24 protein-coding genes are annotated in these 25248 nt (G+C 42.3%); 19 read left to right on the top strand and 5 right to left on the bottom strand.

Annotated elements, in window-relative coordinates:
- Positions 1-5: 5 nt before the first annotated feature.
- A complete protein-coding gene (locus FQV26_RS13405) occupies positions 6-2276 on the top strand; it encodes an excinuclease ABC subunit UvrA (protein WP_146558046.1) in 2271 nt (756 codons plus the stop codon).
- Positions 2277-2501: 225 nt separating this feature from the next.
- On the opposite strand, the gene FQV26_RS19050 is transcribed toward FQV26_RS13405, so the two are convergent.
- Complete coding sequence (locus FQV26_RS19050; protein WP_261384343.1) at positions 2502-3002, bottom strand: hypothetical protein; 501 nt, start codon at positions 3000-3002, stop codon at positions 2502-2504.
- 635 nt (positions 3003-3637) lie between these two features.
- Here FQV26_RS19050 and FQV26_RS13395 point away from each other — a divergent pair.
- The 7 genes from FQV26_RS13395 to FQV26_RS13365 all read left to right on the top strand — a co-directional run bounded on the left by FQV26_RS13395 (position 3638) and on the right by FQV26_RS13365 (position 11453).
- Positions 3638-5023 carry a M20/M25/M40 family metallo-hydrolase gene (locus tag FQV26_RS13395; RefSeq protein WP_146558045.1) on the top strand — a complete coding sequence of 462 codons (1386 nt, stop codon included), beginning with the start codon at positions 3638-3640 and terminating at the stop codon, positions 5021-5023.
- A gap of 325 nt (positions 5024-5348) precedes the next feature.
- A complete protein-coding gene (locus FQV26_RS13390; RefSeq protein WP_146558044.1) occupies positions 5349-6437 on the top strand; it encodes an acetamidase/formamidase family protein in 1089 nt (362 codons plus the stop codon).
- 340 nt (positions 6438-6777) lie between these two features.
- The gene (locus FQV26_RS13385) at positions 6778-7002 is read left to right on the top strand and encodes a hypothetical protein (protein WP_146558043.1); all 225 of its coding nucleotides are present in this window, start codon (positions 6778-6780) and stop codon (positions 7000-7002) included.
- Between the two features lie 534 nt (positions 7003-7536).
- The gene (locus FQV26_RS13380) at positions 7537-8112 is read left to right on the top strand and encodes a DUF2269 family protein (RefSeq protein WP_146558042.1); all 576 of its coding nucleotides are present in this window, start codon (positions 7537-7539) and stop codon (positions 8110-8112) included.
- Positions 8113-8772: 660 nt separating this feature from the next.
- Positions 8773-9453 carry a DUF4386 domain-containing protein gene (locus FQV26_RS13375; protein WP_146558220.1) on the top strand — a complete coding sequence of 227 codons (681 nt, stop codon included), beginning with the start codon at positions 8773-8775 and terminating at the stop codon, positions 9451-9453.
- On the top strand, positions 9453-10421 hold the full coding sequence (locus FQV26_RS13370) for an NAD(P)-dependent alcohol dehydrogenase (RefSeq protein WP_146558041.1): 969 nt from the start codon (positions 9453-9455) through the stop codon (positions 10419-10421). The genes FQV26_RS13375 and FQV26_RS13370 overlap by 1 nt, the downstream gene beginning before the upstream one ends.
- A 489-nt stretch (positions 10422-10910) precedes the next feature.
- Positions 10911-11453: an ankyrin repeat domain-containing protein gene (locus FQV26_RS13365; protein ID WP_146558040.1), complete on the top strand. Its 543-nt coding sequence runs from the start codon at positions 10911-10913 to the stop codon at positions 11451-11453.
- A gap of 171 nt (positions 11454-11624) precedes the next feature.
- Here FQV26_RS13365 and FQV26_RS13360 read toward each other — a convergent pair whose 3' ends face one another.
- Positions 11625-12671: an FUSC family protein gene (locus tag FQV26_RS13360; protein ID WP_146558219.1), complete on the bottom strand. Its 1047-nt coding sequence runs from the start codon at positions 12669-12671 to the stop codon at positions 11625-11627.
- Positions 12672-13047: 376 nt separating this feature from the next.
- Here FQV26_RS13360 and FQV26_RS13355 point away from each other — a divergent pair, with 376 nt between their 5' ends.
- The 3 genes from FQV26_RS13355 to FQV26_RS13345 all read left to right on the top strand — a co-directional run bounded on the left by FQV26_RS13355 (position 13048) and on the right by FQV26_RS13345 (position 14993).
- A complete protein-coding gene (locus tag FQV26_RS13355; protein WP_146558039.1) occupies positions 13048-13842 on the top strand; it encodes a nicotinamide mononucleotide transporter in 795 nt (264 codons plus the stop codon).
- Positions 13843-14085: 243 nt separating this feature from the next.
- Positions 14086-14760 carry a metallophosphoesterase family protein gene (locus tag FQV26_RS13350; protein WP_146558038.1) on the top strand — a complete coding sequence of 225 codons (675 nt, stop codon included), beginning with the start codon at positions 14086-14088 and terminating at the stop codon, positions 14758-14760.
- Positions 14761-14804: 44 nt separating this feature from the next.
- Positions 14805-14993 (top strand): hypothetical protein, encoded by a 189-nt coding sequence (locus FQV26_RS13345; protein ID WP_222433903.1) that lies wholly within the window; start codon positions 14805-14807, stop codon positions 14991-14993.
- Positions 14994-15102: 109 nt separating this feature from the next.
- Here the strand turns inward: FQV26_RS13345 and FQV26_RS13340 are convergent, their stop codons facing one another.
- Together FQV26_RS13340 and FQV26_RS13335 are read right to left on the bottom strand one after the other, a co-directional pair.
- Entirely contained in the window at positions 15103-15744 is a 642-nt protein-coding gene (locus FQV26_RS13340; protein WP_222433902.1) for a peptidoglycan-binding domain-containing protein, read from the bottom strand.
- A 304-nt stretch (positions 15745-16048) separates the two neighbouring features.
- Positions 16049-16432 carry a VOC family protein gene (locus FQV26_RS13335; protein WP_146558035.1) on the bottom strand — a complete coding sequence of 128 codons (384 nt, stop codon included), beginning with the start codon at positions 16430-16432 and terminating at the stop codon, positions 16049-16051.
- A 264-nt stretch (positions 16433-16696) separates the two neighbouring features.
- On the opposite strand from FQV26_RS13335, the gene FQV26_RS13330 reads away from it, so the two are divergent.
- Entirely contained in the window at positions 16697-17449 is a 753-nt protein-coding gene (locus tag FQV26_RS13330) for a hypothetical protein (protein ID WP_146558034.1), read from the top strand.
- A 574-nt stretch (positions 17450-18023) separates the two neighbouring features.
- Here the strand turns inward: FQV26_RS13330 and FQV26_RS13325 are convergent.
- Complete coding sequence (locus FQV26_RS13325; protein ID WP_146558033.1) at positions 18024-19175, bottom strand: hypothetical protein; 1152 nt, start codon at positions 19173-19175, stop codon at positions 18024-18026.
- A gap of 540 nt (positions 19176-19715) precedes the next feature.
- Here FQV26_RS13325 and FQV26_RS13320 point away from each other — a divergent pair.
- The 7 genes from FQV26_RS13320 (at position 19716) to FQV26_RS13290 (ending at position 25159) form a co-directional block, all read left to right on the top strand.
- A complete protein-coding gene (locus FQV26_RS13320; RefSeq protein WP_146558032.1) occupies positions 19716-20558 on the top strand; it encodes an aldo/keto reductase in 843 nt (280 codons plus the stop codon).
- A 402-nt stretch (positions 20559-20960) separates the two neighbouring features.
- Positions 20961-21317, top strand: coding sequence for a hypothetical protein (locus FQV26_RS13315; RefSeq protein ID WP_146558031.1), 357 nt, complete (start codon positions 20961-20963; stop codon positions 21315-21317).
- A gap of 60 nt (positions 21318-21377) precedes the next feature.
- Positions 21378-21938 (top strand): restriction endonuclease, encoded by a 561-nt coding sequence (locus FQV26_RS13310; RefSeq protein ID WP_261384342.1) that lies wholly within the window; start codon positions 21378-21380, stop codon positions 21936-21938.
- A 48-nt stretch (positions 21939-21986) separates the two neighbouring features.
- Positions 21987-22907, top strand: coding sequence for a LysR family transcriptional regulator (locus tag FQV26_RS13305; RefSeq protein ID WP_146558030.1), 921 nt, complete (start codon positions 21987-21989; stop codon positions 22905-22907).
- Positions 22908-23004: 97 nt separating this feature from the next.
- Positions 23005-24063 carry a homocysteine S-methyltransferase family protein gene (locus FQV26_RS13300; RefSeq protein WP_146558029.1) on the top strand — a complete coding sequence of 353 codons (1059 nt, stop codon included), beginning with the start codon at positions 23005-23007 and terminating at the stop codon, positions 24061-24063.
- 269 nt (positions 24064-24332) lie between these two features.
- On the top strand, positions 24333-24842 hold the full coding sequence (locus tag FQV26_RS13295; protein ID WP_146558028.1) for a YfiT family bacillithiol transferase: 510 nt from the start codon (positions 24333-24335) through the stop codon (positions 24840-24842).
- A gap of 35 nt (positions 24843-24877) precedes the next feature.
- Complete coding sequence (locus FQV26_RS13290; protein ID WP_146558027.1) at positions 24878-25159, top strand: YciI family protein; 282 nt, start codon at positions 24878-24880, stop codon at positions 25157-25159.
- The last annotated feature ends 89 nt before the right edge of the window (positions 25160-25248 follow it).

Below are 25248 nucleotides of genomic sequence, written 5' to 3'. Positions count from 1 at the left end.
TTTAAATGGCAGATAAAAGAGATGAAATTATATTGAGAGGGCTTCAAGAAAATAACTTGAAGAACATCGATTTAAATATCCCGAAAGAAAAAATAAATGTGTTTACCGGCCTGTCCGGTTCAGGAAAAAGCTCCGTCGTCTTTGATACCTTGGCGACCGAAAGCAGAAGGCAGATGACCTTGAACTATCCGCTGTATGTGCGGCACCAGATGCCGAGGTACGAACGGCCACGTGCTGACTTGATGCAGCACTTGAGCCCGGTGGTCGTCGTGGAACAGAAACCCGTAAGAGGCAATACGCGCTCGACGGTTGGCACGTATATGGACATTGATCCGTTGATTCGGCTGTTGTTTTCACGAATCGGCAGTCCATCAATCGGTTCCGCCACAGAGTTTTCCAGTGACAGTTCGTTCGGAAAATGCCCGGAATGCAGCGGATACGGAGAAATCGTTGCGCCGGATATCCACAAACTTATCGATCACACAAAATCACTCAGGGACCCCGCAGTGAGATTCAAACCGCTGGCGCCGCCTGGCTGGCAAGGCAGATGGATGGTGGATGGCGGATTGTTCGACGCCGACCTGCCCATCAAAGATTACACGGAAGAAAAATACAATCTTCTAGTCTACGGGCCGCCGGAAGGCGAGCGGGCATTTGGAACTTATTATTACAAAGTAGGCAATCGGGACATCGAATGGGACGGCATCCTTCCCAGGTTTATTCGCCTGTACATTAACCGGGACCTCACGAAACTGAAAATAACGTCCCAGGAAGATGTGTTGGCGATGACGACACATACAGCGTGTCCAACTTGCGAAGGTTCGGGATTAAATCCGAAAGTACTGGAATGCAAAATCAACGGCTTGAATATCGCCCATTACGACCGGTTGGAACTGACGGAAATGCTGGGGGAACTGGCGAAGATCCAAGATCCTGTCGGAAAATCAATTGCCCAGCAAGTATTGCCTAACGTCAAACAACTGGTGGACTTGGGTCTGGGTTATTTGAGTCTGGCACGAAAAATGGGCACCTTGTCGGGCGGAGAAGCACAGCGCGTGAAAATTGCCCGCCATTTAGGCAGCAGTTTAAACAACATTACCTATATTTTCGATGAACCGAGTGCAGGGCTTCATCCGGAAGAAATCGAGATGCTGAACCGCATGCTGGAAAATTTAAGAGACAACTACAATACCGTCGTCGTGATCGAACACAATTTAGCCGTCATTAAAACAGCGGATGAAATCATCGAAATGGGAACAGGCGCGGGAGTGAGCGGTGGAGAAGTGGTGTATCAAGGTGAGCTGGAAGGCTTAAAAGAAGTTTCAGCCATCACCAATTTAGACCATAAGCTGACCATCAATAAAAACCCGAGAAGAGCAGAAAGCAAGTTCTCCATTGAGAAGGCATCCGCCAACAACTTAAAAAATGTATCTGTGGAAATTCCTAAAAACGCCTTGGTCTCTGTATGCGGCGTTTCAGGTTCCGGCAAGAGTTCGTTGCTGTTTGGCGCATTTACCGAGAACTATCCCGAAACGATTTCGGTCAGCCAAGGCAGCATCGGAACGTCGAGCCGTTCGACACTCGCCACCTACATGGGAATTATGGATGACATTCGGTCGATTCTTGCAAAAGAAACAGGACAACCGGTGGGATTGTTCAGCTTTAATTCATTGGGAGCCTGTCCGGTCTGCGAAGGCAAAGGCGTTACCACACCAGACGTAGCTTTTGCGGATCCCGTGACCGTCACCTGCGAAGCGTGCCGGGGCACGAGGTATTCAGAAGAAGCCTTGTCTTATCGCTACATGGGGAAAAACATCGTGGAAATTTTAGAGCTGACGATCGACGAAACCAATCAGTATTTAAACATGCCGAAAATCGTCAAAAAAGTGGATACTTTAAAGGATGTCGGTTTGGGGTACCTGACACTCGGACAGACGACCAGTTCGCTAAGCGGAGGAGAAGTGCAGCGCCTCAAATTGGCCAGCCACCTGAAAAAAGAAGGGCAAATCTATTTGTTGGATGAACCTTCATTAGGGCTGCACACCAAAGACAATGACCAGCTATTAGCCGTTTTCCAAGGCCTTGTAGACAAAGGGAATTCGGTCATCCTTATTGAACACAATTTAAACTTTATCGCGGCGAGTGACTGGGTCATCGAAATGGGCCCTGGTGGAGGCAAAAAAGGCGGCGAAGTGTTGTTTGAAGGAACACCGGAAGATATGCTCGAGGCGGACACATTGACGGCGAAGTGGTTAAGAAGAGGGTTGGAGGAGTAATTTTCATTATTGTTAAGAGAATAGAGCAGTCTATTCACTAATATAAAACGGCCGTGTCAGAAACAGTTTGGTTTCTGACACGGCCGTTTTTAAAATCAGTCCATCGTAAATGCGATTTCGAAGGGGAGATGAGTATTTGCGCCCTTCTGAGATTTTGAAGAATAAGTGAGCAGCGTATCCAACGATCACTTGTTTAATTCTTTGAAAGAGAGTGCTGGGATAATTTCACTCAAGGAAATTCTGTTTTTCTTCCCAAACCTTCATTATATTTTCGTGGTATTCTTTTGGTTTTTCAATCAAGATCCAGTCGATAGAATGTCCAGGAATCGGCATCCATTTATTACGTCGAATCCTGATTTTTTCATGGTTTGTATAATGAGGGTAAATGACAGTAGACTTTGTCCAAGGAAGGGACCACAGTTGACGAAACTGGATTTCTTCAATCTCTTCCCAATAAACTTTGTGTCCTTTCAAATCGATGACAATGCCTTCTTCATCCCAATAGAATCCTTTGCCCTCGTTTCTCTTTTTCCACAAGTAGATTGAATATGCTATAAATGGGAGGGGCATGATGAAAAATCCTCCCAGCACCTTTAAAGTCTCCCACCAACTTTCCTGTAAAGCATCCATCAGTCCCCAAACCCATAATAATAAAAACAGCAGGCCGCAAATCAAAAATGTTCCGATAATCCAAAGTGAGATTCTGTACAGTTTTCCTTTTTTCATCTATTAGCCTCCTTCACTTTGTTTAAGATAAATGACAAGCGTATTAAAGGCATAATTTGGGCTATTGCTTCTGTAACAGTATGTAGTCATTTCATTTAATTCTCCAATATCCAAAATAAGGTTTTATATAGTATAAACTAACCACTTCAATAAGATGAGAAATTTTTTTGAGAAAGTTTATTCTTCCATGCAATATCACTGTATGAAAAACCGATAAAATCAGTAGTAGTAAAAATTCCCATTGCGTTTTTGTGGTGATCGATAATTATTCATAACTAAGCGGTACCCAGTGCTTAACCTACATACAATAAAGATATCGTGCAGGATTGCTGGCAACCTTACAAGAGGACGGTAGCCCAGCCCCTTGCTCTAAGGTTTCACGGATAAAGAGCGAGAATAGTTTTGTTTATAAATAATATTTTAAGTGTATATTAATGCGTGGTAAGATAATCTTTATAAGCCATATTCCAGGAAAACCCTTTAAAAAGGAACCTGAAAAATGACGATGAAAGAACAAGTTTTTAGCAAGAGAAATCATTTCTCAACTGAAATCACCCAAATAAGACGCCATCTACATAGGTACCCTGAATGATCACATCAAGAAGTGAAGATGGAACAAGAGGAGGAACATCATTATGAAGGTTACTAATCATGAATCATTGCGCACTGCCGTTGGGGACTTGATGCCACAGGCAATCGACACTTTAACGTCATACGTCAGAATTCCTTCGGTAGCTGCACAAAACCAGGGGATTCCGGAAGCGGTCCAGTTTGTTGTTGACCTGTTGGAAAGGACGGGTGGAGAAGCGCGCGTTCTGAGTGACTTGGGCGGAAACCCGGTTATCTACGGCTTTTTTCCGGCTGGAAAAAACGGCGCACCCGACAAAACCTTGTTGTTTTATAACCATTACGATGTCCAGCCGCCGGAACCGTTTGACGAATGGAAGACGGAACCTTTTGAGGCCACTGAAATCGATGGGATTTTATATGGACGGGGAGTCGCTGACAATAAAGCCGATCTGATTGTCCGCCTGACAGCTATCCAAGCCTTGCATGAATCCGAGGGTGGATTGCCGTGCAATGTGAAGTTCATGATTGAAGGGGAAGAAGAAGTGGGCAGCCCGAACCTTCTTCCTTATTTGCAGAAATATGCCGAGTTGTTCCGGGCAGATGCGTGTATATGGGAGTTTGGCAACAAAGATGAGAAAGAACGGATCAGCATGGTGGCGGGCATTAAAGGAATGGCCTACATGGAATTGATTTGCGAAAGTGCCGATATTGATCTGCATTCGTCCATGGGGGCTTACGTCGATAATGCGGCTTGGCGTCTCGTCCACGCGTTAACATCCATGAAAAACGGCAAAAATGAAATCCTGGTGGAAGGGTTTTATGACGACATCATCCCGCCGACTGCTGAACAACTGGAAGTCGTCGAGTCCTTGCCTTTTGAAGAAGACGCCCTGAAAGAAATGAACGGGCTGAAACGTCCGCTTATCACCGAAGCGCTTGGAAAAGATCCACGAATTGCGATGGTATTCGAACCGACCATGACGATTTGCGGATTGGAAAGCGGCTATCACGGGGAAGGCAGCAAAACGGTGTTGCCAAAGCGGGCCATGGCAAAAGTGGACTGCCGTCTGGTACCGGGACAAGATCCTGAAAAAGTCGTTCAATCCATCAGGCGCCATTTGGACAAACATGGATTTACGGATGTGGAAGTCCGTGCGCTGAACAGCCAGCGCGCTTACCGCTCCGATTTTTCCCATCCGTTTATTGCTCAGGTAGTCGAAACGGCTAAGGAAGCATACGGAGCAGAAATCATCATGGCGCCAAATCATGCGGGCACAGGGCCGATGTATGATATCGGCAACCTGCTGAAATTGCCGATCGTCAGCACAGGCGTCGGCTGGGCAAATTCAAAAGTGCATGCGCCGAATGAATCCATCCGATTGAACGATTTTGAGCAAGGCACCGTGCATATGGCGTATTTGCTGAAAGCGTTTGGTCATCCGGAGAAGTAGAATCGGGCTCTGTGAATTGAGAATACCGGACCTGGTTGCGAAGAGAGAAGTCTCCAAATTGAAGGATATTTGATTCAAATCGGGTATTACCAGCAATTCCTTACTAAAATATAGCGGCCGTGTCAGAAACAGTTTTGTTTCTAATACGGCCGTTTTTTAAATTGAACCATCGTAAATGGTAGAGAATCAGTGGGAAAATGTTTGCTTTCACCTTTATCCACTCGTTAATTCACTTGAATCTGTTTAACCAGCTTTGTAAAAGGAAATGTGAATAACAACAAGGGAAAGAACAGGTTCATTTGTTACATTTCAAGGAGGTTATTTGATGAAAAGAATCCCGCACTCGCGTCTTGCTGCTCTGGAAAATGCAAATTTCCATACCTTGAAAGCAACGCCCGAAACGGTGCACTGGGGTTATTTTGATAATAGCATGCAGCCGGCACTGACCATCAATTCAGGGGATCTTGTTTACGTGGAGACAGTGACCCATCATGCCGGAGATGCGCCCGATCTCATGATGGATGACGGGATAAAGAAAATTTACGATGCGATTACGGAAGATGAACGCAAACCGGGTCCGCATCTGTTAACAGGACCAATTGGAGTAAAGGGCGCGGAGCCTGGAGATGTGCTTGAAGTCCAGATTTTGGCGCTCGAACCACGTCTGCCTTACGGATCCAATCTGGCAGCGCCCTGGGGTTACTTAGCTGATGATTTCAATAATGAGGAACGGGTCACCATTTACAAAATCGACGCGGAAAAAAACTGGCTGACCGCCCAGTTTGCTTACTCATACCCCTCGGATTATTATGTATCCGGTAAAGTCTATCAGCCTGATGAAGTAAATCGGGTCGAGGCTCTTAAGAATATGCAGATCCCCGCAAGGCTCCATGTCGGAACAATCGGCGTGGCTCCACCTTGGAACGGCAAGGTCGATACGACCCCACCTGGTGTTCACGGGGGCAATGTGGATAATTGGCAAATCGGCGAAGGAGCGACGATGTACTATCCGGTCCATGCCGACGGTGCTTTGCTTTCGTTTGGCGATTCCCATCTGGCACAAGGAAATGGCGAATTGAGCGGGACCGCTGTTGAAACCTCCCTCAATTGCCTCATTAAAGTGACCTTGCGAAAAGATCTGTCGCTTTCGCTGCCGGTTTTGGAAACGGATGAGGCGTGGATGATCCATGCTTTTCATGAAGATTTGGATGAAGCTGTCAGAGTCGGTGCCCATGAAACATTGAAGTTTTTAAAAACATATTATGGCATCAGCAATGAAGACGGCTATTCACTCCTCAGCGCTGCTGCAGATATCAACATCACCCAAGTCGTCAATCAAAACAAAGGAATCCATGTCACTGTTCCTAAAAAATTCATAATGCCGAATACTGATTTCAATGTTCCGCCTGGTTGAGGTGTTGTAAGAGTATAGGACATCACGCTGCATTTACATGGTGATTGGCAAGTGTTCATAATTGAATGGGCACAGAGAAAATTCAGGAGCTAATGGAAGTTCAGCGAAAATCTTTATTAAAAAATTATTATTACTCCCTGTGTTAGAACCAATTCAATTTAGTAACAACAAATGCATGAAGAAGTCGTATTCTTTAAGCTTACGGATTAAAGGATACGACTTTTGTGTTTTTTCATTTTTTTCATCTATAGGGAGATCCCATTGAATCAGGTAATGACCTCGGAGAATTTTAAAGGACTCTGTGCAATTACGGAGAATTTGAACTTAGGGAGGTGAAATTATGAAGAAATTCGTCATCCAATATACCTTAGAAGAAGGACTCACTGTGGAAAGAACAGTGGAAGCAGAATCGAGGGAAGATGTGGCCTCCATTGCATTATCAGAACAGATTGTCCAGTTTGAAGACGTTTTCGGAGAACTGAATCTATTCAATAAAGACGACATCAAACTAGTGAAAATAAAAGATTATATTGAGCCTGTCAATACTTCGAGAAGAGGTGGGTAATGAAGCTGGGAATCCACATAAGTCTGTAATGGAGCGGACTTGTCATGCAGCTTTATCGGGAAATATAAGTAGTGATAATAAAAAAAAGCGATAGTGCCAAACAATTCTAAATGATTTTGACAATACGCTATACGTAAGGCATATTGGAGTGCCTGCCAAAAAATCAAAGACTTTCAGCAAGCGATGGGGACTAAAGCTGCGGCGGGGCTGATTGAAGAGCTGAAGTTCATGTATCCGAAACGGAAAGCGCTGTTGGATGAGTTGGGGAAGATTGAGTAGAACTAATTGTTTCGCTCCCTGGGAAACGATACACTTAATTAATCTGAAAAAACAAAAAACTTATGGTGTTTATTTTTTGAAAAGCGTATACTAATTACGAAAATAATTGGAGCAATGGGTTTTGTATGTTGGGACAGAAAATGAAAAGGGAGGAGTGCGCATCGTAAACAAGCCCATCTTAAAGTTTCACTGTAAGCATCAAGCACTGGCATTGAAAATGTAGTGATGACTTAACAGGAGAAGAGGAAAAGCACCATGCTTTACAATGTTGTCTTGTTTCTCCATATACTAGGTGCGGTGATCATGTTTATGGCAATTGCGATTCTTGCTTTGTCGATGCTTTCCATGTTGTCTTCAAAAGACACTGAAAACGTCAAACGTTGGTCGGGCCTTGCTGTGAAGACCGATGTATTGTTTCCGATGAGTACGCTGTTGATAGTGGTGCCTGCCTTGTATCTCGTCTTTTCCACTTGGGGATGGGGAACGGCTTGGATCAATGTGTCATTGGCAGCGCTTCTTGGAGCCAGCTTTTTGGGCCCTGTCATTAATCTTCGCCGCCTGAAAGGGATTTTGGCTGCTGCAGAAGCGGAAACGGATGCTATGCCTTCTATTGGCTTGATGAATAAAGTGAGAGACCGGGTTCTGTGGAATTCCGTTTCCGTTATGGCCATGCTGGCTGTGGGGATTCTTTTCCTGATGGCGGTTAAACTCGCCTTGTTCGGTTCACTGATTACGATGGCGCTTGCTGTAGCAATAGGCTTTGGCTTGGCACAGTTTGTACTTGGCAAAACCAGACCAGAGACTTCTGCAGATACTGTGTCGTTTAGATGAAAAATTAAAAATTTGCTCCTATGACAAACCTACTTCAGTTTAATGCCTGTAATTGCATCAGGAAAAAGCCGTATCCAGTGACCTCAAGGGTTAACGGATACGGCTTTCGTATTTTATATGGGAGGTCAATTATTCATAATTGCGTGCGACACAAGGAACATACAGGTCATGTTTCGGGAAGCGGAATCTTAAAGAGATTGAGTTCTAGTACTGCAGATAAACAAAGTTATTTAAAATTGCTAAAAAACTATATTAGATGTATTATTAACATGTTTATATTCAGAAAATTCTGATTATTTTATTGTGGTCTTGGATATTTGAAAGAGTTACATAAAAAATCTCAGTTCCTGCACATTGAACAGGTTGTAAACTTTTCAGCCCGCTAGAGGCAGGAAGTAAATAAGCCAATTTAATGATTTGGGGAAGCAAAGAGAGGGGCGATCTTTTGAACACAGTCGGAATGGAAATGTAAGGGCTGCTTAATATTCTCGGAGCCAAAGTGTGGGATATGACTCATTTGAAGAAGAAAGCCGGGGTGCGTTCAATTAATGCATGAATGCCAGAAATTCAAAAAATATTGGGAGAGATTAAAATGACAGGCGTTATTGCTGAAAAATCACATTTTTTTATGCGTGAATTACGGGGCTCAGCTTGCTGGTAATGGCGATCATTGCTCTATTCGCGAATTTTTTTGTGTTTGAAAGCCTGATTGTACCCGGAAATGCAGCAGCAACAGTGGAAAACCTTCTTGCTAATGACTTGTTATTCCGATTTGGTATTGCCGGTTTTATTATTGTGCTTCTTCTGGATGTTGTCGTATCCTGGTCGCTTTATATTCTATTAAGACAAGTGAATAAAAACCTTGCTTTGCTTGCTGCAGGATTAAGACTGGTCTTCACCGCCATTTTTGCAGCAGCCATGTTCAATTTTTTAAGTGTTTTGCAATTGATAAGAGGAGAAATGTATTTGGGAGCGATGGAAACAAGCCAATTGCAAGCTCAAGTTATGTTGCTGATTGATGCCTTTAATAACGGATGGTTGATTGGACTCGTTTTTTTCGGCTTTCATTTACTTCTCATCGGGTATTTGGTTTTCAAGTCAAAATTCATGCCCAAAACTATTGGGATTTTGGTGATGCTTGCAGGGCTAGGTTACCTGATTGATAACTTTGCACAGGTTCTGTTTTCCAATTACAACGATTACGCGACTATATTTCTGTTGATCGTAGCTGTGCCGGGAGTGATAGGAGAATTGGTGTTAGCTATATGGCTGTTGTTCAAAGGGAAGAAAATACCTGAAATGAACCCGTTAAAACCAAGCTTGGAAGGAGGAGTTTCCTAATGAAGGCCAGTGTCCATAAAACTTACGGACCGCCAGAAGTTATGGAGCTTCAGGAAGTCAAAAAACCGGTTCCCAAAGATGATGAGGTATTGATAAAAGTGCATGCAACTACCGCAACTTCCGGGGACTGCAAAGTGCGGAGGGCTGATCCGTTTGCGGTCAGGTTGTTCTTTGGCTTGAAAAAACCGAAAATCGGAATATTGGGATCCGAACTGTCTGGCGAAGTGGAAGAGGCAGGTAAAGACGTCAAATTATTTAAAAAAGGGGATCTGGTGCTTTGCGGAACAGGAATAGAACTGGGAGCGAATGCCGAGTATATATGTCTGAAAGAAAAAGCGGCAATCGTTTTAAAGCCGCTTAATATGACTTTCGAAGAAGCCGCTTCCGTTCCTTTCGGAGCCACCACTTCCTTATTCTTTCTTCGGGATAAGGGGCATATCCAGAAAGGGCAAAAAGTGCTTATCTATGGTGCTTCCGGTACGGTGGGCACGTATGCGGTACAATTGGCTAAATACTTTGGCACAGAAGTTGCCGCTGTCTGCTGCACAAAGAATATAGAACTGGTGAAGTCCCTGGGGGCTGATTACGTGTTTGATTACACCAATGAGGATTACACCAAATCCGGAGAGACCTACGATATCATTTTCGACACGGTAGGAAAGACATCGTTTTCAAAATGTAAAAACTCTCTCAAGGAAAACGGAATCTATCTGACTACAGTACCGGGATTGCCGCAATATGCCCGGATGATGTCGACATCTGTAAGAGGAAATAAAAAATTGAAAGGTGGAATGGCGCCGATGCGCAAAGCAGATTTACTTTTCCTGAAAGAGCTGATTGAGGACGGGAAGGTTAAATCTGTAATAGACAGAAGCTATCCGTTGGAACAGATGGCTGCTGCCCATCGTTACGTTGAGACAGGCCACAAACATGGAAGCGTAGTGATAACTTTGATGCCGATTAGTTAATTTTGCTGCTTATTATTCTCACGTATTAAAAAAATATGAACGCTTCAGGCTACATGGCACATTTCCACACCCGCTGCAAAAATGTTGCGGGTGTGTTTTTTTACGATTCACGGCAGTCTCAGTAGAACAGTTACAGAGGGGGACACGTTGAAAAAAACTTCGATCAAAGCTGGGAAATTCAGGCTTTAATAGAAGGAGTAAAAGTGGCGACCAACATAAAGAGGCGTTTCTTAATAATGTTATTAAAAAAAAACGGTAAGAAAAAGGCGTTTTTAATGCGGTGCTTTGTGTAGAAAGCGGAAATCACCGTCTTTCCTGGACCGGAGCCGTTGGCGATATGCAAAGGGACAGTCAATATTTTATTGCCAGTGTTACGAAACTGTAGGTAACGGTGGTTGTTATGTATCTTATAGAAAAATTATTTAAAAACGATCAAGAGCAAATTACTTCCATGGAAAATTAGAGAGGAGAAAGGGAGGAAGATATCTCATGAAAAAGATAGCTGCAATCAAGAGGATGAAAGAAAGAGCCATGATGAAAAGAATGAAAAAGAGACAGGAAGAAATGTTATCAGCTGTCGCTTTTGGAGATGAAGATAAGTTGAGAAAGCTTCTTCGTTCAGGTGCTGATGTGAATGAAGCCGTTGGAGCGGGAGGAACACCTCTTCGGTGGGCAACAAGTGAAAGTCAACTAACAATCATCAAAATACTTTTAGCCCATGGAGCAGACATTAATGCAAAGGACGATCAGGGTAATTCACCCTTATATATAGCGGCTTTGAATGGGAATAATACCATTGTAGAATATCTCTTAGACAATGGTGCTGAAATTGACATCAAGAGAAACGATGGCGAAACGCCTTTGATTGGTGCCAGCGGTTACGACGACCAGTTGGAGACCGTGAAACTGCTCGTCCAAAGAGGGGCAGATATCTATGCGAAAGACAACGATGGCAATACGGCCCTTTTTTATGCACTGGATTACGGGATCGACGACATTGCCGGATTTTTAAAAGAACAAGAAGAATCTTAAGCAGAAGAAATTTCGAGTTTTATGCAGCTCCCTGGGACATAATATTTCCTATGTCTATTTTTAAAGAAAATAAATCACTTCATTCACTACTATAAAACGGCCGCACCAGAAACAATTCAGTTTCCGGCACAGCCGTTTGTAAGTTCAATCCACCGTATTCAAATAACCCCATCATTTCTCCGCTTCCCGCGCAGCCTTCACACTATTCGGATCGAAAAACTTGTCCACTAAATCGTAAATCGTGATGAGCTCGTAAAGAATCTTAAACTCTGGCGGAAATAGAGTAGGGTGCAGGGCGTCGCTGGTTGTGATGCCTTTGCTGTCTTCCCAAAAGAAATCGGTGATGATCTTTAATTGCTGCTGATGCTTGTCGTGATTGTATTCATTGGAATTCTGCAGGTCGTCCGCAAGCTCGGCAACGGCATGCATAATAATATTCCGCTCAGCTGGTGACCACTTAATGCTATGCAGCGGAATCCGGAGTAAGGCATCCAGATGGAATTCCAAGTTATGCAAAAAGAGCAACTGCCTTTCCGCCATCCGAAGCTCCGTTTCCCGATTCCGAATCCAGGGGTATAAACTAAAATCATCCCTGTGGTAATGGATCAATTTTTCCGTCTTTCTGATTTCTGTCGTCAGTCGCTTCACAAGCTCTTGGTCTTCTTGAAGGTTTGCATCCCCCTCAAAGAGGATGGTATGGAAGGTGTGCTCCAGCATGGTTCCTGCGCGTTCACTGATGCTTTGTATGCTTTTCAGGATATCTGCCCGATAGTTGGGCGGGAAAACGAACATGTTGACAGCGGTGGAAACGACCAAACCAATCGTCGTTGTCCCCAGTCGAATAAAGAACGAAATTAACATATGGTCATGGATGACTTCGACCATCGCGACGGATGTCAAGGTGGCAACGAGCAAGCCGGCATGGAGATTGAGTCTGTAACAAACTAAAATTGTGGCAACAGCTGCGAGAGTATAAGTGATCGGGGCATTCCCAAAGAGTGTGATAAAGAACACAGCGAACGCAGAACCAATCGCAGATGCCGGAAATCGAACAAGTCCCTTTTTAATCGAATCACTGACAGTCGGCTCAATCGTCACAATGGCCGTGATGACCGCGAAGACAGGCGGCCAGCCAAACCAGAGGCAAATCGTGGCTGTTATAAAGATGGCTAAACCGGTTTTCAAAATACGGCTGCCATTGAAATGAAAGGATCGCATCATAAGTTAACCACTATCTCCTTTACGCAATATTCAAGTGTAATATAGTATATCATTCACTTCTGTATGTATTCCAAGACAATTTTTATCAATATTGAAAACAGGGGAGCAAAAGGAAGTTGCTCCTCTGTGCAAGGCACAATTCAAGGAATAGAATAATGCTTCATAAGAAAATCAAGAAAATCGATAGCAAAAAAATCCCTCCTAGAGTTTCCCACTAAACAGTTGAATCTTTTTTAGAGTAGATTTCGTATAATTAAAGCGATAAAGAAAAAAGCGTTTCTACTAGGAAGGTACGCTTTTAAAATGTTTTATGAGATTCAATAATTTTTTAAGGTTTCGTTTCCCACTCATTCTTTTCGAAAGGCATGATTTAATGGGCACTGTTTCACTTGTCATCTTCATCTTTCTTCTTCCGTACGCCTGGTTTTTTTGGTCCAGCATGAAGACGAAAAGCGGTAAAATCGAAAAACTGCGCTGGAAAAAACCGCTAGTTGCTCTTATTCTATTGGTGATCATCAGCGCTGTGTTAAATTACTATTTTTCCTCTGCATATCAGCTTTCTTTTTTTCAGAATGGTTTTGAAAGCACCGTTGCCCTCATTGTTTCTGCAGCGTTTCTGCTGATTATTTCAATCGTCAACCTTGTAATAAGCATTATGTTCAAAGGTGCGCCCAAATCCTTTCATAACCCTAAAGTTGCGTGGATTTTCACACTGGGATTATGCACCACTATTTTGTTTTTTACCATGTGGGTTTACCCGTTAGCGGAGAAAGCATCTTATATCCAAAAGATTGAACATGCTTTAGCTGCAGCCAATGAGCAGCAAGACTCTGAGGAAATCACGGTGCTGTTTATGAGTTCGGAGAAAAAATGCTTCCGGACTAGCACATCGAATTGCAATTCAACGGGGTACACAAATTCATTTTTCCTCAAAAACAATTTGGATAACCAAAAAGAGGTTCAAGTGCGTATTCGTGCACTGGATTCCAAACAAAAAGAACTAAAGGTAATAGAGTCTGATCTCATGACGCTGGAAGCGGGAGAGTTAAAGTTGCTCGAGACTGAAGAATCCTCTGACCAGGCGAGCATCTGGAGCCGTTCTTCCTTTGAAACTGACTACCGAGTCCAATCCTATGAATCGTTGTACAGGTACCGCGATACCGACTGAAAATTCCTTCTTCACTTTTCATAGTCTTTTGGAAAAGTCTCTGGTTTATTATATGGATGCCAACCTTTTTTAGTAAAGGATAAAATTTTAAAGACTCGCTTCACTCGAATGATCACTATTTCAAGAGAAATTCTTTTTATTTTAAATTGTGTTCCTACTATTACACCCGCTCCATTCTAAGTGCGGGTGTTTTTTTACGATTTATGGTAGTTTCAGTAAAATAAGTGCAGAGGGGTGGGCACGATGAAAAGAACCTTAATTATAAGTGATATTCACGGAGAGCTTGAACTTTTTGATAAACTGCTGCAGAAGACGAAATTTGATGCCACCGAAGATCAGTTGATTTTACTGGGCGATTACGTAGATCGTGGTCCGGATGCAAAAGGGGTTTTGGAGCGGGTCATCGAATTGAAAAAACAAGGCGCCATTGTATTAAGGGGCAATCATGATCAGATGATGCTGGACGCGGCAAAGGATGAACCCGATGCGAAGGTGAGCTGGGCCAGAAACGGGGCGCTTCCGACATTGCAAAGCTACGATTCTTTAATAAAAGACATGACACTTCCAACGGCAGATGTCTTTTGGAAGCACATCGATTTTATTAAGGAAATGGATTATTACCATGAGACAGATGAGTATGTTTTTGTACATGCGGGCGTTCAGCCGGGTAAGCCGGTTCAGCAAACAGATCCTTTTATCCTCATATGGATTCGCGAGGAATTTTATAAGGTCTATTCAGGCAACAAAACGGTTGTGTTCGGTCATACACCGGCGTTTTTGCTGCGGGGAACAAACAATTACGATGTCTATTTTGGTGACAATCGGATCATTGGGATTGACGGAGGAGCGGCTTACGGCGGACAGCTGAATTGTCTGGAATTGCCGAGCAGGAGGAGCTATTACGTAAAGAAAACTTGAAAACGATATTTTTTGACCGGAACATTTCATTAACAGACATTGCGATGTCTTTGGTAACAGCGTTTTTCCTGGTCGTCGTGGCAACTGAAATCGTTGAGTTTTTTGCCGGCATTATCCCATCTGGCGAGGAAGTATCATTCGGCTGGAACTTGCTCAGCGGCTTGGTAGGCGACCAGTATCTGGTGCTGACGACGCTTATGTTCCTATCGCTTCCTATGAAGCATTATGTTTAAATGAAAATGCCCATCCGATTTTGCGGATGGGCATTTCTTATTATGGGTACACAATATACAAAACTTAAATGAATTTCTTACAGGAACCATGCTACGGAGATAAAGTTTTCTAATATTCCCCGTATATGGCCACCCATGTATTCTCGCCCACAATGCCATCGACTTTTAATCCTTTGTCTGCCTGGTATTGCCGGACATTTTTGTTGGTTTCGGATCCGAAGATTCCATCAACCGCTGTTTTGAGTCCATACTCATTTAATGTCCATTGGAGAAGTTCCACTTCAATGCGCGCACTTCCTTCACGCAGTATAAATTGATGCTCCGGTGCAATATCCATTAAATTTCTGAGATTGGCCGGCAGTTTTCCTTCTGGATCTAAAGGTTTTTCATGTTCCCCGTATAGTGCTGCCCATGTGTAAGTGCCGACGACCCCATCAACTTTCAAGCCTTTATCTGCCTGATATTGCCGAACATTTTTTTCTGTCCCGGGTCCAAAAATTCCATCAACCGCTGTTTTTAGTCCATACTGATTCAATGTCCATTGGAGAAGTTCCACTTCAATGCGTGCACTTCCATTGCGCAAAATAAACTGATGCTCCGGGGCGATGGCCATTAAATTTTCAAGTCGGGCCGGCAGTTTGTCTTCCTTAACTGCAGCTGCATGACCTGTGGCTTCTACCGGTTGAAAAGAGAGGGGAGATGCAGCTAATAACCCGAATGCCAGCAACATTGAAATGCTTTTCTTCTTCACGGCTGATTCCTCCAGAATTTGTATTTGTTCCATATGTACCCACGCCAGCCATAAACAAAACGGTAACTGCCCCTATAAGAAAAATCTTAGTGAGTTCGATAGTATGACGCTGAAAGTAATAGAATAAAGCTGGTCAAGACCGAGGAATCATCTGTACAATTGAGCATGTGGAGTCTGTCTTCTTTTGAACTTTTTGGGTAAGTCTCTTCCGATGAATCGGTATACACATACTGCAATAACCGCTAAAAAATCCATGAAGTAAAAATGTTCCTTTACTTCATGGATTTTGTTGTCAGCATCCATTTTAGGCTCTTTCCATCACCGCAAAGTAGTTGCCTTCATCATCCGCAAAATTAAAGCTTCTGCCGGCGCCCATGTCTACCAATTCGCCAGTCATAACGCCTCGTTCTTCAAAATCCGCATACAGCTGCTCAACCCCATCAGTATAAAACATTAAAGATGGGGTGCCGAGCTCCAACTCGGGTGACAGTTTCGAAACTACTTCTTTGTCATGCAGCACAATCGTTGTCTCAGCTTCTTTGGTAGGGGCAATTTCGATCCATCTTAATCCTTGGTCTTTCGAACCTTCATCTGCAATTACGGCAAATCCTGCTTTTTCCGTCCAAAACTTTACTGCTTTGTCCTGATCCTCCACATACACCATCACTTGCCCGAGTTTATTGATCAACTTGACCACTCCTTCGCAAATTTGGCTTATTCCAGTATATTATTCCTCCTACATTTCCCGAAAGGTGATTTCTTCAAACAGTTACAATAAAGCTTGAACACAAAAGTTGTTTAGGGATTCTTACTGAAATCAGCTGGATGGGTGAGCAACTGATGAAGTTGTATACTATCAGAATTGAACTAGAACATTTAAATCTGCTGATTTGAGGGAAGATGGGATAAAGGTGACGAACGTTAAAGAAACGAGAAATGAGAGGTGAATGAGATGAACCCCAGTGAAACCATAACGTTTTTTCTTATTGGAGTTGCAGTTTTGTTCGTGGTGGTGGTAGTTTGGATCCTCTTTAGAAAGCGAAAAAAATGGGCAATTGGCCTGACTTGTATATTGGTTGCGGGGTACATCGGGTCTGTTGCTTATTATCCCTACTTGCAAGTCAGTATCCATGCAGAGAGATACGAGCAGGTCAGTGAGTACTTGGAAACCAATTATCCGGACCGTGAATTCACAGTCATTCCAGAGTATTACGAAGCAGGTTATACGGTAGGGGTTTTTGATGTTAGTGATAAAGAAACACCAGATATAGGCGTGACCTTGCATGTCGATGACAATGACGAAGTCCAGCAAGTAAGCCATTGGACAGATGGGGGATTCCCGACTCAACAGGAATTGTGGCGAGAACTCGAATTCACTTACGGAGAAGCTTATACCTTGGACAAGGACGACGTCGAGATAACGAAACAAGATGAATGGATCGAGGGAGAACTGACGGTGTTCGCCCTTACCATAGACAACATGCCGGCGATTGCGATTTATGAATATTCAAAGGGCGGTTATGGTTTATTGGATCTGCAGGTAGAGAAGAATGACTTCGTTATTTCTGCTGAAGCAGATGGGTATACGTTCATCTATGTGGATGAACGCTACGAAGACGAAAAGGCGGCCATCCAGTTGGAAAACCGGGAAACGATTTCTGTGAATACAGCAGACCATGGAGGAAAACTATTTGTAGTGGAATAGCAGGCGAGATGAATAACAAAAATGAAAGCATTCCGTACCAGAAGTAATTTTTTACTGGTTCATAGAAGTTGCATCTGCTTAGAAAGTGAAATTGTTTGTTGGTATATACATCAATTTATAATAATTACGATTATACCAGCATTTATTATAATACCTTTATAGATTTAGTTAGTGTGAGGTGAGTACGTTGAACTGTAGCCTTACTAAGTAGAAATCACTGCTTAGGGAAGTAAAACTAATGAAAAACACCCTCCACTGAGTGGTTGACATCTGCATGTCGACTTTTCAGTAAAGGGTGTTTTTCATTACTAATACTAATCACCAATAGGATTCGGAATTTGGTGTCTGGCATTTTTGGATCGCTTGTTCATAAGAGAAGACTAGTTCGATTAAGCGCGGTTCTTTGATAGCCCGCCCTTGCCGGCACAGTAGCACCACGATCATGTTGAAAGGAGAGTGTATCGAGTTAGTGTTCTCGCATGACGGGATTTAACCCTTCTAGAGTAGGAAATCACAAATTGGTCTGGTGGTGCTCCACGTATGTGGGATCAGTCTAATGATTGCTTGAAATGTCTTAGTTAGTTATTTCAAATTCAATATTCTGTGCATCTGAAAGCGTTTCGTAAGTCTCAGTTGAAATTGATTCGCTTATCACAACCCTGACCTTTTCCACTTTAGTTGGATCAGTTTTAATTACTACCCCAACCTCTCCAGTTTTACTTACAGCCCCATAATAGTCTGTATCCTGCGCTTCATCGTAATCAATAAAATCTTTCCAATCGTATGCAACGTCAATTTTTTCTTGTTTACCTTCTGAGAACAAAACGATTTCATTGATTCCGCTAAAAGTTACATCTTGATCAGAAGTATTTTCTGCAGTGTATTTAATATAAAAATAATTAAACTCTGCCCCTATTGGTTCGTCCGTATACATATTGTTTATGTCGAACTGCTGATCCTCTGAGACATTGCTCGCTTTTTTGAATGATACTTCTTCCAATGTAACGTTTATCGGCTTTGCATCATACGATTTATTCTCGGCTACAACAGACAACACTTCAGAAGTTTGCTCCGGTTGTTCTTCTTCTGTTTCTTCCGATTCTGTCCAAGACTCACTGTCTTCTTCGCTGAACATATCTTCTAGCTGGGAGATATTAGCGAAGATAGCTTCCTCCAAGTTTTCGTCATCTACAATTTTAAAGTTTCCTTCATCATCTTTTTCTAAGTTTAATTCTACCGACCTTGTAACGAGAGGAGCATCCTCTGCAGTCATATATTTAACCATAGTCTTTTCAGCCATTTCTTCAAAGGCTTTTTCTGATTCTGGAGTTTCTTCATCAAAAGCACTGGCAAAAGCTAAAGGCATAATTTCAGCCATTGTGCTGGTCATAACGCTTCCCATATCAAGAGATGTAATTTCAGTCTTTATAATGGCTTTATCACCATCAACTGATACTTCTTCAGTCTTTTCAAAGTCATAATTCTTAGAAATGTTTTCAAATAAGGTCATTGCTAATTCTTCATCAGCTTCATCAGCCGCTTCTTGATCAGTAGTCAAACTTTCAGTACCGCCTTGAACATACGAACCTGCTTTTTCAAAATCATTTTTTTGAACGGCAGTCAGAAAGTCATCTACAGTAGCGCTAGGATTTTCTGATCCGCAGCCTGCTAGAAGACCTGTAATCAAACCAACAAACATCAAACTCATTAATTTTTTCTTTTTCATTTTTATTACCTCATCTTCCTTTTCTACTATAACATCTAATAAATAGTACCATCAGTTGGATGATTATGGAACATGATTTATGCTGTTTATAGTAAATATTTCCTTATATTGAAGAGTGGCCGATCAATTGTACCTGTATTTGATTAAGGCTTTTAAAAGCAGCTTCCAAATAACGACTGTCGGCGGAAAGTCATATCCGCATTACGGAAAGAATGAATGAATGGGTCTGCGTACTCGAAAAAAGATGTGTGGAACTAGCAATTGGACCGCGCCTTAACTTCGGGAATAAGATACCAGCCTATTCAGCGATGAAGCGAATTATTATTTTAGTTTTAGAGTAATGTGGAAGAGTCAATATTATGCGTTAAACATAAATAATTTGGAAAATATAATCTTTATATTGAGCAGAGCAATAGAGATTTTATTCAAAGCCAAATTTGATTTGCTAAAGATTTTTGTTTAAATATCAAGGGTCGAATAGTTTGAGTTTGGGATGATGTAAGCGTAATCTGAAAATAGAAATGAGAGGAGTGAAAGTGAATGGAGAAAGTAATACCAGAAGTGACCTTGAACGATGGGACGATGCTGCCGGTTACCGGACTCGGTACATATGGACTGTGGGGCAATGCAGGGGCGAACGCAGTCAGCAGTGGAATCAATGCGGGTTACCGGTTGATCGACACAGCGTATAATTACGAGAACGAAGGAGCCGTGGGGGAAGGCATCAAGCGCAGCGGCATTTCCCGTGAGGAATTGTGGATTACTTCTAAGCTGCCAGGCCGTTATCACAATTACGAGAAAGCATTGGTGGCGATTCAGGAATCGCTGTACCGTTCCAACTTGGATTATTTTGATCTTTACGTGATTCACTGGCCGCTTCCTAATCAAGATCTATACGTGGAAGCGTGGCAGGCATTGATTGATGCGAAGAAATGGGGACTTGTCCGGTCGATTGGTGTCAGTAACTTCCTGCCCGAGCACCTGGAGCGCATTGTCCAAGAGACGGGGGTAACGCCGAGTTTGAATCAGGTTGAATTGCATCCGTTCTTTAACCAGGAAGAACAGCGGAAAGTGCACGCGGAGCACGGTATCCAAACGCAGTCATGGAGCCCGGTTGCCAGAGCTGCAGATATTCTGTCGAATGAAACGGTCGGTAAGATTGCTCAAAACCATAATAAGACAGTGCCGCAAGTTGTGCTGCGCTGGCAATACCAAATCGGCTCTGTGTCGATTCCGCGCTCTACTTCTCCTCAGCGGCAGCGGGAAAACCTGGCGATTTTTGATTTTGAATTAAGTGAAGCCGAGATGAGTGCAATTGCTGGATTGTCCCGGCCGGATGGCAGGCTGTTTGATATGGATCCCGCTACTCATGAAGAGTTTTAAAATTAATGCTGATTGTGCACTGTGCATTGTCTGAATAGCAGGTAAGAGCTTTATTCTATTGAATTTAATAAGCGTAATTACAGTTCCGCTGGGGGATTTTATTCCGCTCAGCGGTTTTGTTTTGGAAAAAATCTTAAAATACAGTAAGTCATTTTGTAGAATTATATATAAAATCCATTTTTTAATAACCCAAATTTATTCATTATAACTGGGAAATATATGTATTTAAGATTAATAGTTTATGGTACGATTTACTCATATATAAAATAGTAAGAAATTTTTGTGAATAGCTAATAAGAACTCCGAAACAGAATTTTTTTACTTGAGAAAAACGAAAAGGCCTTAATTATTGGCCTAAAAGATTGTTTGAACACTTAAGAGTTAGCAAAAAGGGGGAAAAACATGAAAATTACGATGAAAATGAGTCAAGAAGCTTATCCGATAGCCAAGAAAGTTTACTCGGGACAATTAACGAGAAATGATGGGAAAAGTGAAATTAATCGTGTTTCTGGTATGAATGAAGGGTCTGCTCAAGCATACATCACAATTTTTTTAGCTATGATGAATGGAGAAGAATACAAAAGAGCATTTAATAATGAAACAAATAGATTTTTATTTGAAAGTATCCGAAGAGATTTCGGAGAACAATACTTTAAAAAGGCATTAACTGCAGCACAAAAGCACGTTAATTATTATGGCACTTTAGGAAAAGGGAATTTAATTGGACTTCAAAAAATTGTAGATGAACTAAAGCACTGATTTTCTCTCTCTGAGAAGTGGAGAATTCTAAATACATATAGAAAGTGAGATAAATAAATCATGAAGTTTACCGAAGGTTTTGGAATGGGACTTGAGATGATATGGAGTATTGTACTTGCAAATCCTCAATTAATTGGAATTCTAACATTCTTTTTTATAAGTTCAGTATTACTGGGACTTATAAAAAAGACATTGAGACACAATAAACTCAAAAAATCAGGGATCTGGAACGTAGATGAGATGACGGAAAGAGAATTTGAAGAATATCTTCGGGTTCTATTCCATGAAAGAGGATATCAAGTTCAATTAACACCAACTACTGGCGACTTCGGTGCTGACCTCATCTTATCAATCAAAAATCGAAAGATTGTTGTGCAGGCAAAGCGCTACAAAAAGAATGTGGGATTAAAGGCCGTACAGGAGATTTCGACTGCCAAAAATCATTTCAAAGCAGATGAATGCTGGGTCGTCACCAACAGCTATTATACTGAGCCAGCTAAAAAATTAGCTGCATCCAACCAGGTGCGTTTGGTGGACCGTGAATTGTTAATGAAGTGGATGCTGGAAATGAAGAAGAGCGATGAGACTAAAGGAGCGACTAATATCAGGGAAGTTGAATAATTACAGTGTCGCTCCGTAGGGTGTGTAAATAGCGGGGAGGAAAAGCAGATGACATTCCAACAATTGAAATATGTGATCGAAGTGGCGAGAAACAGGTCGATTAGTAAAGCAGCTCAGCGATTGTTTATTAGTCAACCGAGTCTGTCCAATGCCATCAAAGAACTGGAAAAGGAACTGGGGATTACCATTTTCTCACGTACCAATAAAGGGATCGTGATAACTTCTGAGGGCACGAAGTTTTTAGGGTACGCAAGACAGGTGATTGAACAGACAGACTTGCTGGAAAATCAATATATCAATACGGCCCAGCCCCCGCAGCAGCATTTCTCGGTATCGGCACAACATTATGCCTTTGCCGTCAGTGCATTTGTGAAATTGTTAAAAGATTATGAGCGGGATGAATATCAATTCACTTTACGGGAAACCAGAACCTATGAAATCATCGACGATGTAAGAGACCTTCGCAGTGAAATTGGCATTTTATATTTGAATGATTTCAATCAGCAGGTGATATCTAAGTTTCTAAGAGAAGGAAATTTAAGGTTTCATAAGCTATTTGAAGCAGACCCGCATGTGTTTATCAGCTCAACAAATCCGCTTGCGGCTCAAGAGTATGTGACCCTGGAGGATTTGCATCCTTTTCCGTATCTTTCTTTTGAACAAGGGGACTATAATTCGTTTTATTTTTCTGAAGAGGTGCTCAGCACCATTTCAAGACCGAAAAATATTCATGTGAGTGACCGGGCAACTTTATTTAACTTATTGATTGGGTTGAATGGATATACGATTTCCACAGGAATCATTAGTTATGACATCAACGATAATGACATTGTGGCACTTCCGTTAAAAGTGAATGAACGCATTACGGTTGGCTATATTACACGTAAAAACGTACCGATCAGCCCGCTGGCAGCCATTTATATTGACTACCTGAAAGAAACCATCTTGACTGAAAGAACTAGTCTATAGTTTGAAACTATAGCAAACGATAGAATTTAGGAGTTACGCTATAGCAATGCTCCGATGCTACACTGACCTTAATCTAAAGAAAAAGGGAGCGGGTTAGATGGTAGCGGAGAAAAGAAGTTTGGAACAACGATTAAATGAAGGCACTGTAATTGTAGGCGAAGGGTATTTGTTTGAACTTGAACGCAGAGGCTATTTGCAAGCAGGGTCTTTCGTGCCAGAAGTGGCTTTGGAAAATCCGGAGGCTTTAAAGCAAGTATACCGGGATTACATGAATGCGGGTTCCGATGTGGTGTTAGCGTTCACCTATAATGGCCACCGTGAAAAAATGAGAATCATCGGCAAAGAACATTTACTTGAGCCTTTAAACCGAAGTGCGATCCGTTTAGCAAAAGAAGTAGCAGCAGAACATCCGACCGAAGAAGCATTAGTTGCAGGAAACATCTCAAATACGAATATTTTTGACCCTGAAGATGCTGAATCCAAGGAAAGAGTAAGAAGTATTTTTGCCGAGATGATCAAATGGGGGAAAGAAGAAGGCGTAGATTTCATCAATGCTGAAACTTTTTACTACCACGAAGAGGCGGTTATTGCGTTAGAAGAAATTCAAAAACAAGGACTGCCAGCAGTTGTTACCTTGGGGTTAATGGGCGAAAATATACTGCGTGACGGTTACACGGTAGAAGACTCTTGTCGAATTCTTTCAGAAAAAGGGGCATTAGTGGTGGGAATGAACTGTTTCCGCGGCCCGGCTACCATGCAGCCATATCTTCAGAAAATCAGAGAAGAGGTAGAAGGTTTTGTTGGAGGATTGCCAATTCCATATCGGACGTCAGAAGAACACCCAACATTCTTTAACTTGCCTGATGGCGGATGCAGTTGTACCCTGCCGACTGAAACTACTTTCCCGACATCCTTAGATCCTCTTTATCATAACCGGTATGAATTAGCGGAATGGGCGAAAGAAGCCCAAAGCATTGGTGTTAATTATATTGGCCTTTGTTGTGGAGCGTCGCCTGCTATGTTAAGAGCAGTAGCAGAAGCAACAGGAATTCAAACAATCAACTCGAAATATTCACCGGATATGGAAAAGCATTTCTTATTCGGAAAAGATAAAACCTTAAAGGATCATAATTTAACTTACCGAGTAAAAGCATAAGCATATAGGGACTCACTCTTTACAATGTAAGAGTGTGTCTTTTTTTCAATAATTTCCCTTTTCGATGAATAGAAATCATTCCACCAGCAATTCTTATGTTTTATTCAGGATTACAAAACAAGTCCCATCATCTTTATTGTGATACGAAGAAGGAATGCTGTAATCGGGATTTGAATCCCCTCTGCCAGTTTACAAAACCCGATCCCATTGATATATTAAGCGTAAATACCATCGCCCACCAATATGGTTAAGGAAAAGAGGCTGGAAAAATGGATGTGAAATTTCCTATTGGACCATTACAGGTTCCTGACAACGTGAAAGCTGAACATATCCAGGAGTGGCTCGGGAAAATCGAAGATTATACCGTGCGGTTGAGGGAAGCGGTCGATAAGTTGGACGAAGAGCAATTGGGCAAGACGTACAGAGAAGGCAGCTGGACCGTCCGCCAGCTGGTCCACCACATTGCGGATTCGCAATTGAATATGTATCAGCGCCTGAAACTGGCATTGACGGAAGACAATCCCACAGTTCCTGCTTTTGATCAAGAAAAATGGGTGGCACTCCCGGACAACAAGCTGCCGGTAGAAAGTTCAATCCGGATGCTTGAAGGGCTAAACGAACGAATTGTGGCACTTGGGCAGCATGTGGAGAAAGAACAGTTAGATCGTGTCTTCACTCACGAAACAAATGGCGAAATTAGTGTCGCTACAAAGTTAGCGAAGCTGTGCTGGCACGAAGAGCATCATTTGAAACATATAAAGCTTGCCTTGAAAAACTAAAGCATACCAGTATTGAAAAGGGGGAAATCAATCAAATGAGTTATTACGCAGTTCTTTTACCTTTAGTGGATCAGGAAAAATCAAATCTGGTCAGACCCGCACATTTGGAATTCCTAGATGGGATGAAGCAAGCCGGCCATGTATCGGCATTTGGCCGATTTACCGACGGTTCAGGCGGTTTGGTGATATTCAATGCTGAAACGTATGAAGATTGCGAGGCTCTTGTCCAAAAAGATCCCTATGTTGAGAGCGGTGCAAGGAATTATGAAATTCATGAATGGGGTTTGCTTTGGGCGGATTTGAAATCAGATAGTTAAGGATCGAAAATGAAGCGGAGAAAACGCAGGGGTAGATCAAGTCAGTGAGTTGGAAAATCGGGAACTATCCGTCAATCCTGAAGCATAAC

Source organism: Planococcus sp. CPCC 101016 (genome assembly GCF_007859295.1).
Taxonomy (GTDB): domain Bacteria; phylum Bacillota; class Bacilli; order Bacillales_A; family Planococcaceae; genus Planococcus.
The sequence above is the reverse complement of the archived record's forward strand: the minus strand, read 5'-3'. Positions and strand labels throughout refer to the sequence as shown.